Below are 12468 nucleotides of genomic sequence, written 5' to 3'. Positions count from 1 at the left end.
TGACGGTGCTAAAGAAAAAGATGTAACAAAAATGCTTGAACTAGCAAAACTTCCGGGTTCAGGCCAAACTTATTTGTGGGATGGTAGAACAGGTGAGAAATTTGATAGACCAGTCACAGTAGGAATTATTTATATGCTTAAACTTCATCATTTAGTTGAGGATAAAATTCATGCTCGATCTACAGGACCTTACAGTTTAGTCACCCAACAACCATTAGGAGGTAAAGCGCAGCTAGGAGGCCAAAGATTTGGTGAGATGGAAGTTTGGGCATTAGAAGCTTATGGAGCATCATATACATTACAAGAAATTTTAACTGTTAAATCTGATGATGTAGCAGGTCGTGTAAAAGTTTATGAAACTATAGTTAAAGGTGAGGAAAATTTTGAGTCAGGTATACCAGAATCCTTTAACGTTTTAGTAAAAGAAATAAAATCATTGGCATTAAATGTGGAGCTTAACTAATTATGAAAAAAGAATTAACTGATTTATTTAAGAATACTGAAATATCAGAAGCTCAAAATTTTAATAGTATTAAAATTTCTTTAGCAAGTCCTGAAAAAATAAAGTCATGGACTTATGGAGAAATTAAAAAACCTGAAACGATTAACTATAGAACATTTAGACCAGAAAAAGATGGTTTATTTTGTGCGAGAATTTTTGGTCCAATAAAAGATTATGAATGTTTATGTGGTAAATATAAAAGAATGAAATTCAGAGGAATTATTTGTGAAAAATGTGGTGTAGAGGTCACTAAATCTAATGTTCGAAGGGAAAGAATGGGTCATATCAATCTTGCTACTCCTGTCGCACATATTTGGTTTTTAAAATCACTTCCTAGCAGAATTGCATTAGCAGTAGATATGAAGCTTAAAGAAATAGAAAGGGTCTTATATTTTGAAAATTTCATAGTGATAGAACCAGGATTAACAGGCTTACAAAAAAATCAACTTTTAAATGAGGAAGAATTAGCAAAATATCAAGATGAATTTGGTGATGAGGCTTTTACTGCGGGTATTGGTGCGGAAGCAGTTTTAGAAATGCTTAAAAATTTAGATTTAGATTTAGAGAGAAAAAATTTAATAAATTATATAAAAGAGACAAAATCAAAAGTTAACGAAGAAAGAGCAATTAAAAGATTAAAATTAATAGAATCATTTATTGAGACGGGTCAAAAACCTGAATGGATGATCATGACTGTTGTACCAGTTATTCCACCAGAGTTAAGACCACTGGTACCATTAGATGGCGGGAGATTTGCTACATCAGATCTTAATGACTTATACAGAAGAGTTATAAACAGAAACAATCGATTAAAAAGGTTGATGGACCTAAAAGCTCCAGACATTATTGTAAGAAATGAAAAAAGAATGCTTCAAGAGTCTGTAGATGCATTATTCGATAATGGAAGAAGGGGAAGAGTTATTACTGGGACGGGAAAAAGACCTTTAAAATCTTTAGCAGAAATGCTCAAAGGTAAACAAGGTAGATTTAGACAAAATTTATTAGGCAAAAGAGTCGATTATTCTGGTAGATCGGTAATAGTTGTAGGTCCAGATTTAAAACTTCACGAGTGTGGACTTCCAAAAAAAATGGCTTTGGAATTATTTAAACCATTTTTATATGCTAGACTAAATAAATTAGGATTAGCATCAACTATAAAACAAGCAAAAAAATTGGTTGAAAAAGAAACAAATGCTGTTTGGGATGCGCTTGAGCTGATTGTGAGAGAACATCCAGTTTTATTAAATCGAGCACCCACTTTACATAGATTAGGAGTTCAAGCATTTGAGCCAAAATTAATTGAAGGTGATGCGATCGAATTACACCCATTAACATGTGCAGCTTTTAATGCTGACTTTGATGGTGATCAAATGGCGGTGCATGTTCCTTTAAGTTTAGAAGCACAATTAGAGGCAAGAATATTAATGCTTTCAACAAATAATATTTTATCTCCTTCTAATGGAAAACCAATTATCGTTCCAAGTCAGGATATGATTTTAGGAATTTATTATCTATCTCAAGAACCATTAAATGACAAACCCGCAGGTTATTTTACTGATGCCGATCAAATTGAATTTGCTTTATCATCAGGACAGATAAAAGTTCATAGTACAATTATTTCTAGATTTGAGACAATTGATGAGCATGGAAACAAAAAATTTGAAAAATATACTTCAACTGCAGGAAGATTTTTATTGGCAAACTTACTTCCAAAAAATAAAGATATTAGATTTTCTCTAGTAGACAGATTGTTACCTAAAAAAGTTGTATCTGAGGTAATTGATATTGTCTTTAGATTTTGTGGTCAAAAAACTACTGTTATTTTTTGCGATAAATTAAAAGACCTAGGATTTAAACATGCATTTAAAGCAGGTATTTCTTTTGGAAAAGATGATTTAGTAATCCCTGAGAATAAAACTCAGTTAATTGATGACACTAAAAAATTAATAGCAGATTATGAAACTCAATATGCTGAAGGATTAATTACTAGAGGAGAAAAATACAATAAAGTTGTAGATGCTTGGTCGAAATGTACTGATCGTGTGGCAGGTGAAATGATGAAAGGAATTTCTGCAACAGAGAAAACTCCCGAGGGATTAAAGATTAATTCAGTGTTTATGATGGCAGATAGTGGAGCAAGAGGTTCTGCAGCCCAGATGAAACAGTTAGCAGGTATGAGAGGATTAATAGCAAAACCATCTGGTGAAATCATTGAAAGTCCAATTATATCGAACTTTAAAGAAGGATTGACTGCACTTGAATATTTTAATTCAACCCATGGAGCTAGAAAAGGTTTAGCTGATACAGCCTTAAAAACTGCTAGTTCTGGTTACTTAACTAGAAGACTTTGCGATGTTGCTCAAGATTTGACAATAACAAAAGTTAAGTGTGAAAAACCCGGATTTATAGAGTTATCTGAAATTTTAGAGGGTGGTAATGTTGTTGTAAGTTTATCAGAAAGAGCACTTGGAAGAGTGACAGCGGCTGATGTTAAAAATCCTATAACTGGAGATGTAATAATAAATAAAACTTCGATGATTGATGAGACAGCTTGTGATCAAATTGATGCAGCTGGAATTAAATCACTGAAAGTATTTTCAGTAATGACTTGTAGCTCTAAAGAGGGTGTTTGTGCAACATGTTATGGAAGGGATTTATCTAGGGGTAAAATGGTTCATGTAGGTGAAGCAATAGGAATGATTTCAGCCCAATCAATTGGAGAACCTGGAACCCAATTAACAATGAGAACATTCCACGTTGGTGGTACAGCTTCAGTAAAACAAGATTCTCAAATCATCACAAAAAATGAGGGAACTTTAAAGATAATTAATTCAAATATTTTAGAGGACTCAAAGAAAAATTTAATAGTCATGGGAAGAAATACCCAATTATCAATAGAGGACAGTAACGGTGTACAGGTCGCAATATATAAAGTGGCTTATGGTTCAAGATTATTTTTTAAAAATGGAGACAAAGTTAAATCAAATGCTAAAATATGTGAATGGGATCCTTACACAACACCAGTAATAGCTGAAAAAAGTGGTATAGCAAGTTATGTTGATTTAATTGATAGTGTTTCAATTCAAGAAACAATTGATGATGCAACTGGCATCTCTTCTAAATCTGTTATTGATTGGCGAGCACAATCAAAAAGCACTGATCTTAAACCAAGAATTACTTTAAGAGATGAAAAGGGGAATGTTATTAAGAAAGCTGATGATAATGAAGCTAGATATTATCTAGTACCAGACTCTATTCTATCTGTAAAAGATGGTCAAAAAGTTTCTGCAGGTGATGTTATTGCAAGGCTACCAAAAGAAACTACAAAAACAAAAGATATTACAGGTGGACTACCTAGAGTTGCTGAATTGTTTGAGGCAAGAAAAGCAAAAGACAGCGCGATTATAGCCGAGAATGATGGTCAAGTGGTTTTTGGTAAGGAAGTAAGAGGTAAACAAAGAGTTTCAATTGTTCCAGAAGATGGATCTGAATCTTCTAATTATCTAATTCCTAAGGGAAAACATATTAACTTCAATCAAGGTGAAAAAATTAAAAAAGGAGAATATCTATTAGATGGACAGCCTTTGCCACACGATATTTTGAGAATAATGGGCATTAAGGATTTAACCGAGTATTTTGTAAATCAGGTTCAAGAAGTTTACAGATTACAAGGTGTGATAATCAATGATAAACATATTGAAACAATTTTAAGACAAATGTTAAAAAAAGTTGAAGTTAAGAATTCTGGAGACTCTTCTTATCTTCCAGGAGAAATTGTTGATAGAATAAAATTTGAAAATAATAATGAAAAACTAAAATCAGAGGGCAAAAAACCTGCTATAGGTGAAAGAGTATTGATGGGTATCACAAAAGCTTCATTACAAACAGAGTCATTTATTTCTGCTGCTTCATTTCAAGAAACAACGAGAGTATTAACAGATGCAGCAATTAAAGGTAAAATTGATCCATTAAACGGTTTGAAGGAAAATGTAATTGTTGGTAGATTAGTACCTGCTGGAACTGGAAATATTAAGAATAAATGGAACAAAAAAGCACTTGAGGATGATAATAAATTCCTATCAGAACAAGAAAAAATTGAGCCTGCGGAAACCCCTGTAAATCAATAAAAAATTAAACATTTCAAATTAGTTTTAGTTTGACAAAGTCATATTAATAAGTAATTTGGCGATGTTTTTGGTTGGAATGTAGTGTTAACTTTAGACACTAAACGCTGCCAATAATAACCTGTCAGTTATTTCTTTCAAAAACAATAAATAATTAATTAAAATTTTATGCCGACAATTAATCAATTGTTAAAAAAAAAAAGAGTAAAACAAATTAAAAGGAATAAAGTTCCTGCTTTACAGAAACAACCTTTAAAACGGGGCGTCTGTGTTAAAGTTTATACAACAACTCCAAAAAAACCTAATTCTGCATTAAGAAAAGTTGCAAGAGTTAGACTCTCAAACGGTTTTGAAGTTACAGCTTATATACCCGGAGAAGGACATAACTTGCAAGAACATTCGGTTGTTTTGATAAGAGGTGGAAGAGTGAAAGACTTGCCAGGAGTAAGGTACCATATATTAAGAGGTAATTTAGATACGCAAGGTGTTGCCAACAGAAAACAACGAAGATCTTTATACGGTACGAAAAAAGGAAAGTAATTCATGTCTAGAAAAAAAACACAACCAAAAAAAAATGTTACTCCTGATCCAAAATTTAATTCTACTATAATTCCAAAACTTATTAATAATATTATGTATGATGGTAAAAGAGGCGTTGCTGCTAAAATTGTTTATGATGCAATAGATAAGATTAAAACAAAAACTAAAGAAGAGCCAATAAATATTTTTAATGAGGCAATTAACAATATTAAACCAACCGTTGAAGTAAGATCAAGAAGGGTAGGTGGTGCAACTTATCAGGTACCTGTTGAAGTTAAAAGTAAAAGAGCACAAGCATTGGCAATTAGATGGTTAATTGATTCTGCTAGAAAAAGAAAAGATAAACATATGTCTGATAAGATTTTTAATGAATTATATGATGCCTATGAAAAAAAAGGTGCAGCAGTTAAAAAAAGAGAGGATGTTCATAAAATGGCTGAGTCAAATAAGGCATTTGCTCATTTTAGATGGTAATAATTTATGGCAAGATCACATACTTTAGATAAATATCGAAATATTGGCATCATGGCTCATATTGATGCCGGTAAAACTACCACCACAGAAAGAATTTTGTATTATACAGGCAAAAGTCACAAAATTGGTGAAGTTCATGATGGTGCTGCCACAATGGATTGGATGGAGCAAGAGCAAGAAAGAGGAATTACAATAACTTCCGCAGCAACAACTTGTTTTTGGCAAGATCATAGAATTAATATTATTGATACTCCAGGTCACGTAGATTTTACAATTGAAGTTGAAAGATCCTTAAAGGTTTTGGATGGAGCAGTTGCAGTATTTGATGGAGTTGCTGGTGTAGAGCCACAATCTGAAACTGTTTGGAGACAAGCAGATAAATATAAAGTTCCAAGAATTTGTTTTGTTAATAAACTTGATAGGACTGGTGCTGATTTTTTCAGGTGTGTAGATATGATAAAAGACAGATTAGGAGCTAAGCCTTTAGTAATTCAAGTCCCAATAGGTATCGAGGCTTCTTTATCAGGCGTTGTTGATCTTGTTAAGATGAAAGCCCAAGTATGGAAAAATGAAGCTTTAGGTGCTGAGTGGGAATATAAAGACATACCAGACGATTTAAAAGAAATTTCACAAAAATATAGAACTGAACTAGTTGAATTAGCAGTTGAGCAAGATGAAAAGCTGATGGAAGCATATTTGAATGGTGAAGAAATCAAAGAAGAGGACTTAATTAAATGTATAAGAAAAGGAACATTAAATTTTGATTTTGTACCAGTTTTAACAGGGTCGGCATTTAAGAATAAAGGTGTTCAACCGTTATTAGATGCCGTAGTAAATTATCTTCCTAGCCCAGTCGATATTGGTTCAATTAAAGGAACTAAAATAGGTTCTGATGAAGAAATAGATATGAAATTTGATGATAAAGCTCCTTTTTCTGCACTAGCTTTTAAAGTCGCAAATGATCCATTTGTAGGATCTTTAACATTTATAAGAGTTTATTCAGGTACAATTAAGTCGGGAACAGGAATTTATAATTCTTCAAAAGAAAAAGAAGAAAGAGTTGGAAGAATGCTTTTGATGCACGCAAACTCTAGAGAAGATATTAAAGAGGCTAATGCTGGTGATATAGTTGCTTTAGCGGGTTTAAAAAATACAATAACCGGTCATACCTTGTGTGATGAAGATAACGCTGTTTTACTGGAGCCTATGGAGTTCCCAGATCCAGTAATTGAAATCGCAGTTGAACCAAAAACAAAAGGTGATCAAGAAAAAATGGGTGAAGCGTTAGCAAGACTTGCTAAAGAAGACCCATCTTTTAGAGTTTCCTCAGATGAAGAGTCTGGTCAAACAATTATTAAAGGAATGGGCGAGCTTCATTTAGATATCATTGTTGATAGAATGAAAAGGGAATTTAAAGTGGAAGCAAATGTTGGTGCCCCACAAGTAGCCTACAGAGAAACGATAGAAAAATCAGCTGAATTTGAATATATACATAAAAAACAAAGTGGTGGAGCAGGACAATTTGCTAAAGTTAAATTGTTTGTGGAACCGCAGGAGCCTGGAAAGGGAAGAGAGGTTGAGAGTGCTATCAAAGGTGGTGCTATTCCAAAAGAATTTATTCCTGGCGTTGAAAAAGGTATAGAAAGTGTTTCAGATAGTGGAATACTAGCAGGGTTTCCTATGATTGATTATAAAGTAACTATCGTTGATGGTTTGCATCACGATGTTGATTCAAGCGTTTTAGCTTTTGAGCTGGCTAGTAGAGCTTGTTTTAAGGAAGCTTGTACACAAGGAGGTTTAAAATTACTGGAGCCAATAATGAGAGTTGAAGTTGTTACTCCTGAGGATTATATGGGTGATGTTATTGGTGACCTAAATAGTAGACGAGGACAAATTAGTACTCAAGAACAAAGAGGTAATGCTACTGTAATTACCGCTATGGTTCCTTTAGCTAATATGTTTGGATATATAAATAGTTTGAGATCAATGTCACAAGGTAGAGCTCAATATTCAATGTTTTTTGATCATTATTCTAAAGTTCCACAAAATGTTCAAGATGAAGTAACTAAAAAGATCGCGGGTTAAGATGGAAAAACAAAATATAAGAATTAAATTAAGAGCTTATGATAATAAAATCCTTGATGCATCTACTGAGGAAATTGTAAATACTGTAAAAAGGACTGGTGCTACAATTAAAGGCCCAATTCCTTTACCCACAAAGATTGAAAGATATACTGTTTTACGTTCTCCACATATTGATAAAAAAAGTAGAGAACAATTTGAGTCAAGAACCCATAAAAGATTAATTGATATTGTTGAACCAACTCCACAAACAGTCGAAGCTTTAATGAAACTTGATTTAGCTTCAGGTGTAGATGTGGAAATAAAAATTTAATTATGAGCGAAATAGCTTTGTTAGAAAAAAAAATTGGAATGACTAGAGAATTTTATAAATCTGGTCAATTAGTACCCGTAACTGTTTTAAAGATGGAAAAAGCTAGAGTGATACAAGTAATTGATAAAGATAAAAGAGGATATAAGGCGGTACAATTAGGTTATGGAAAAATTAAAAACTCCAAGCTCACAAAGGCCATGAAAGGTTTTTTTTCGAAAAAAAATACTGAAGCTAAAAAAAGATTAAAAGAGTTTAGAGTAGAAAATACAGAAAATTTTAAAGAGGGTAATGAATTTGGACTAGAAATATTTAAAGATATAAAATTTGTTGATACTAAATCAAAAACTATTGGTAAAGGCTTTGCAGGAGCTATGAAAAGACATAATTTTGGTGGATTAAGAGCGACACATGGTGTCTCTATTTCTCATAGATCTCATGGTTCAACAGGTCAAAGACAAGATCCAGGGAAAGTATTTAAAGGAAAAAAGATGGCTGGGCATATGGGTGATAAACTTAGAACAATGCAAAATATAGAAATAATTAAAACAGATATTGAAAATGAATTACTTTATTTAAAAGGATCAATACCTGGTTCAAAAAATTCAGAAGTTTTAGTTAAAAAGTCTGTAAAAAATATTAATAAATTAACTATTGATGAAAAAATTCTTGCAGCAGAGCAATCAAAAAAAACCCCGGATAAAAAGAAAAAATAATGAAATTAGAAAAATTAAATTTAGATGGTAAAAAAAGCTCTATAGAAGTTTTAGATAAAATTTTTTCAGCTAAAATAAATAAAAGATTAGTAAATAGTGTTCTATATAAAACAAATGCTAATTACAAAGGTAGACACGCTAAAACAAAACAACAAAATGAAGTTTCAGGGCCTACATCAAAAATTTATGCACAAAAAGGCACCGGAGGTGCAAGACATGCTAGCAGGAAAGCACCAATATTTGTTGGAGGTGGTATTGCCCATGGTCCTAAAGGCGAACTCTCATATAAAAAAAGAAAACTGAATAAAAGTGAAAAAAAGTTGAGCGTTGCTTCTTTAATTACTGAAAAAAAAGAAAATAAAGAATTACTTGTTTTTAGTGATTTTGATAATGAAATTAAAAAAACAAAAGAAATGTACTCAATAATTAAAAAGTTTGAAATAACAAATTCTTTAATAATACTTGATAAAAATTCTAAAGAAAAAATAGAGAAGTCAATTAGAAATATTCCAAATGTAAAAGTAACAGATATAAATCATTTTAGTGCATTTGATATAATTAAGTTTAGAAAAGTTGTTTTTACAGAAAGCTCAGTTAAAGAACTAGAAAAAAGATATAAATAATGGATAAATTACACTTATACGATAAAATTTTGTCTCCACTTGTAACAGAGAAGACAACTAATTTATCAGATCAAAACAAAGTAGTTTTTAAAGTTCCCGCTAGCGCAAACAAAAAAAACTTAAAGACGAATATTGAAAAAATTTTTAAAGTAAATGTTACTAAAATTAACATAATTAATAAGAAAAATAGAATAAAATTAACTAGGGGAAGAAAAGTGAGAGTTTCAGGATTTAAAAAGGCAATCATAACATTAAAGAAAGGTCAAAGTATTGATTTAACAACTGGAGTTTAATTTTATGGCATTAAAAACTTTTAAACCTTATACAAAGTCAACAAGAGGAACTATTTTAGTAGATAGAACTGGTCTATGGAAAGGTAAACCTTTTAAATCATTAGTTTCACCTAAAAATGCCATGAAGGGCAGAAACAATAATGGTCACATAACATCTGTTAACAGAGCAGGAGGTCATAAAAAAATGTATAGACATATTGATTTTTATAGAAAAAAATTTGATATTCCAGCAACAGTTCAAAGAGTTGAATATGATCCAAATAGATCTTGTTACATAATGTTGGTAAAATTTGAAGACAATACTCACTCATATTATTTAGCACCACAAAAAATTAAAATTGGAGATGTAATTGAAAATGGACCAAAAAAGGAAATTAAAATTGGAAATTGTATGCCTCTTCAAGATATTCCTGTAGGAATAGATATACATAATGTTGAAATTCAACCTGGTGCTGGTGGAAAAATTGCAAGATCTGCTGGAACTTCAGTGACAATTAGTGGTTTAGATGGAAATTATAGTTTGATTAAACTTGCATCTGGTGAAGTTCGAAAAATTGATTCCAGAGCATTAGCTACAATTGGTGTATTAAGTAATCCAGATCAAAAAAATATTAAAATTGGAAAAGCTGGAAGATCTAGATGGTTAGGAAGACGACCTCATACAAGGGGAGTAGTAAAAAACCCAGTAGATCACCCACACGGTGGAGGAGAAGGTAAGACTGCTGGTGGACGACATCCAGTTTCTCCTACAGGTCAATCTGCTAAGGGTCTAAAAACCAGAGATAATAAACGAACTGACAAATTCATAGTACGTAGAAGAAAGAAGAGGAAGGATTAATTTATGGCTAGAGCAGTTTGGAAAGGACCATTTGTTGAAGAAAGTTTAATGAAAAAAGTAGATAAATATAAAATTGATCCTAAAAAGATCCCAATAAAAACTTGGTCAAGAAAATCTACAATTATTCCTGACTTTGTAGGAGTTAGTTTTTTAATTTATAATGGTAAAAAGTTTATACCGATTACAGTTTCAGAAGATATGGTTGGTCATAAGTTAGGTGAATTTGCACCAACAAGAACATTTTTTGGTCATACGCCTGCTGATAAAAAAGCTGCGAAACCTGCTGAAACAACTGAAAAAAAATAAATATGAGTAAAAAAAAGAAAACAGAAAAAAATAAAGATAAAACTGTTAGATCTATTAATAATAATATTAGATCTAGTGTTAGAAAATTAAACCCTATATTACGAGGTATAGTTGGAAAAAAAGTTGACGTTGCAATAAGAGATTTACAGTTTTCCGAAAAAAGAATTACAAAAGATATTAGTAAAACAATTAGTTCAGCTATCGCCAATGCTGAAAATAATTATCAATATGATATTGACAAATTAATTGTGAAGGAAGCATATTGTGGAAAAAAAATAACAATGAAAAGGTTTAGACCAAGAGCAAAGGGGAGAGCTGCTCCAATTCTAAAACCGTATTCGAGTGTTACAATAATTTTATCAGAGGCAAAAAAAATGGAGAGTCATGGGACAGAAAGTTAATCCAGTAGGTTTCAGGTTAGGTGTTAATAGAGGCTGGGACTCCGTGTGGTATGCAAAGAAAAAAGATTTTGGAAATTTTTTAATCGAGGACTTTAAGATTAGAGAATATATCAAAAAAAATGTTATAAATTCTGGTGTATCTAAGGTAATGATAGAGAGAACTTCAAATAAATGTTATGTAACAATCTATACATCTCGTCCTGGATTTGTAATTGGTAAAAAAGGTAGTGATATTGATAAAATTAAAAATAATCTATCTAAATTTACAAAAAACGAAATCACTTTAAATATAAAAGAAGTTAAAAAACCAGAAACAAATGCATACTTAGTTGCAGAAAATATAGCTCAACAATTAGTAAAGAGAATTTCTTACAGAAGAGCAATGAAAAGAGCTATGCAATCATGCATTAGATTAGGCGCCAAAGGTATAAAAGTATCATGCAGCGGTAGACTTGGAGGAAATGAAATTGCAAGAACGGAATGGCTAAGAGATGGAAGTATACCTTCCCACACATTAAGAGCTGATATAGATTATGCAGAAGCTGAGGCGTTGACAACCTATGGTATTATTGGAATTAAAGTATGGATTTACAAAGGAGAAGTTTTTGCAAAAGAATTTAGTCAAGAAACTAACAAAATAACTCCAAAAGGAGACAAAGAATAAAATGCTACAACCTGTAAGAACAAAATGGAGAAAAGCTCACAAAGGTAGAATACATGGGAACGCCTCAAGAGCTAATTTTATTAATTATGGTGCTTATGCACTAAAAGCAATGTCACCTGAAAGAGTAACAGGAAAACAAATTGAGGCAGCTAGAGTAGCACTTACTAGGCATATGAAAAGACAAGGCAGAGTTTGGACAAGAGTATTTCCTAACATACCAGTATCTAAAAAACCTATTGAAGTACGTATGGGTAAAGGGAAAGGTTCTCCAGAATATTACGCGTGCAGGGTAAAACCTGGTAGAATACTATTTGAAGTAGATGGGGTTTCAGAGCAAATTGCTAAAGAAGCCTTATATAAGGCATCAGCAAAATTACCAATTAAAACTAAAACAATAAAAAGATTTGCATAATGAAAAAACAAGAGATTAAAAAATTATCAAAAGATGAGATATTAAAGAATATAGATAAGTTAAAAAAAGACTTGTTCAACTTTAGGTTTCAAAAAATTAATTCTCAAATTACAAATCCTGCTAAAATGATTTATATCTGTTACTTTTACATTTGGAATATTTCTAATTGACTTCTCTATTTTT

At 31.7% G+C, this 12468-nt stretch carries 13 protein-coding genes and 2 pseudogenes; all 15 read left to right on the top strand.

Annotated features, from left to right (window positions below):
• A pseudogene (locus tag AMN70_RS01675) lies at positions 1-463 on the top strand (DNA-directed RNA polymerase subunit beta); the annotation flags it as partial.
• A gap of 2 nt (positions 464-465) precedes the next feature.
• Entirely contained in the window at positions 466-4629 is a 4164-nt protein-coding gene (gene rpoC / locus AMN70_RS01670; protein WP_075501286.1) for a DNA-directed RNA polymerase subunit beta', read from the top strand.
• 165 nt (positions 4630-4794) lie between these two features.
• Positions 4795-5166, top strand: a complete 372-nt coding sequence (gene rpsL, locus AMN70_RS01665; protein WP_075501285.1) for a 30S ribosomal protein S12 — start codon at positions 4795-4797, stop codon at positions 5164-5166.
• Between the two features lie 3 nt (positions 5167-5169).
• The gene (rpsG, locus tag AMN70_RS01660; protein WP_075501284.1) at positions 5170-5640 is read left to right on the top strand and encodes a 30S ribosomal protein S7; all 471 of its coding nucleotides are present in this window, start codon (positions 5170-5172) and stop codon (positions 5638-5640) included.
• A gap of 6 nt (positions 5641-5646) precedes the next feature.
• Positions 5647-7725, top strand: a complete 2079-nt coding sequence (gene fusA, locus AMN70_RS01655; RefSeq protein WP_075501283.1) for an elongation factor G — start codon at positions 5647-5649, stop codon at positions 7723-7725.
• 1 nt (position 7726) lies between these two features.
• Complete coding sequence (rpsJ, locus tag AMN70_RS01650; protein WP_075501282.1) at positions 7727-8035, top strand: 30S ribosomal protein S10; 309 nt, start codon at positions 7727-7729, stop codon at positions 8033-8035.
• A gap of 2 nt (positions 8036-8037) precedes the next feature.
• Positions 8038-8748, top strand: a complete 711-nt coding sequence (gene rplC, locus AMN70_RS01645) for a 50S ribosomal protein L3 (protein ID WP_075501281.1) — start codon at positions 8038-8040, stop codon at positions 8746-8748.
• Positions 8748-9371, top strand: coding sequence for a 50S ribosomal protein L4 (gene rplD, locus AMN70_RS01640; RefSeq protein ID WP_075501280.1), 624 nt, complete (start codon positions 8748-8750; stop codon positions 9369-9371). Before rplC ends, rplD begins: the two co-directional genes overlap by 1 nt.
• Complete coding sequence (rplW, locus tag AMN70_RS01635) at positions 9371-9664, top strand: 50S ribosomal protein L23 (protein WP_075501279.1); 294 nt, start codon at positions 9371-9373, stop codon at positions 9662-9664. Before rplD ends, rplW begins: the two co-directional genes overlap by 1 nt.
• 4 nt (positions 9665-9668) lie before the next feature.
• Complete coding sequence (rplB, locus tag AMN70_RS01630; RefSeq protein WP_075501278.1) at positions 9669-10502, top strand: 50S ribosomal protein L2; 834 nt, start codon at positions 9669-9671, stop codon at positions 10500-10502.
• A 3-nt stretch (positions 10503-10505) separates the two neighbouring features.
• Complete coding sequence (gene rpsS / locus AMN70_RS01625; RefSeq protein WP_075501277.1) at positions 10506-10808, top strand: 30S ribosomal protein S19; 303 nt, start codon at positions 10506-10508, stop codon at positions 10806-10808.
• Positions 10809-10810: 2 nt separating this feature from the next.
• Positions 10811-11209, top strand: coding sequence for a 50S ribosomal protein L22 (rplV, locus tag AMN70_RS01620; RefSeq protein ID WP_075501276.1), 399 nt, complete (start codon positions 10811-10813; stop codon positions 11207-11209).
• Positions 11193-11873 (top strand): 30S ribosomal protein S3, encoded by a 681-nt coding sequence (gene rpsC / locus AMN70_RS01615; protein ID WP_075501275.1) that lies wholly within the window; start codon positions 11193-11195, stop codon positions 11871-11873. The genes rplV and rpsC overlap by 17 nt, the downstream gene beginning before the upstream one ends.
• Position 11874: 1 nt before the next feature.
• Entirely contained in the window at positions 11875-12285 is a 411-nt protein-coding gene (rplP, locus tag AMN70_RS01610; protein WP_075501274.1) for a 50S ribosomal protein L16, read from the top strand.
• A pseudogene (gene rpmC, locus AMN70_RS01605) lies at positions 12285-12413 on the top strand (50S ribosomal protein L29); the annotation flags it as partial. The gene rplP and the pseudogene rpmC, both read left to right, overlap by 1 nt.
• Positions 12414-12468: the final 55 nt, after the last annotated feature.

The sequence above is a fragment of the Candidatus Pelagibacter communis genome (assembly GCF_001179925.1).
Taxonomy (GTDB): Bacteria; Pseudomonadota; Alphaproteobacteria; order Pelagibacterales; family Pelagibacteraceae; genus Pelagibacter; species Pelagibacter ubique_E.
The sequence above is the reverse complement of the archived record's forward strand: the minus strand, read 5'-3'. Positions and strand labels throughout refer to the sequence as shown.

Bases quoted from the DNA above. Each gene is read 5' to 3' on its own strand.
- rpsS (WP_075501277.1), top strand. From the start codon at position 10,506: ATGGCTAGAGCAGTTTGGAAAGGACCATTTGTTGAAGAAAGTTTAATG.
- rplB (WP_075501278.1), top strand. From the start codon at position 9,669: ATGGCATTAAAAACTTTTAAACCTTATACAAAGTCAACAAGAGGAACT.
- rpoC (WP_075501286.1), top strand. From the start codon at position 466: ATGAAAAAAGAATTAACTGATTTATTTAAGAATACTGAAATATCAGAA.
- rplV (WP_075501276.1), top strand. From the start codon at position 10,811: ATGAGTAAAAAAAAGAAAACAGAAAAAAATAAAGATAAAACTGTTAGA.
- rplD (WP_075501280.1), top strand. From the start codon at position 8,748: ATGAAATTAGAAAAATTAAATTTAGATGGTAAAAAAAGCTCTATAGAA.
- fusA (WP_075501283.1), top strand. From the start codon at position 5,647: ATGGCAAGATCACATACTTTAGATAAATATCGAAATATTGGCATCATG.
- rpsL (WP_075501285.1), top strand. From the start codon at position 4,795: ATGCCGACAATTAATCAATTGTTAAAAAAAAAAAGAGTAAAACAAATT.
- rpsJ (WP_075501282.1), top strand. From the start codon at position 7,727: ATGGAAAAACAAAATATAAGAATTAAATTAAGAGCTTATGATAATAAA.
- rpsC (WP_075501275.1), top strand. From the start codon at position 11,193: ATGGGACAGAAAGTTAATCCAGTAGGTTTCAGGTTAGGTGTTAATAGA.
- rplW (WP_075501279.1), top strand. From the start codon at position 9,371: ATGGATAAATTACACTTATACGATAAAATTTTGTCTCCACTTGTAACA.
- rplC (WP_075501281.1), top strand. From the start codon at position 8,038: ATGAGCGAAATAGCTTTGTTAGAAAAAAAAATTGGAATGACTAGAGAA.
- rpsG (WP_075501284.1), top strand. From the start codon at position 5,170: ATGTCTAGAAAAAAAACACAACCAAAAAAAAATGTTACTCCTGATCCA.
- rplP (WP_075501274.1), top strand. From the start codon at position 11,875: ATGCTACAACCTGTAAGAACAAAATGGAGAAAAGCTCACAAAGGTAGA.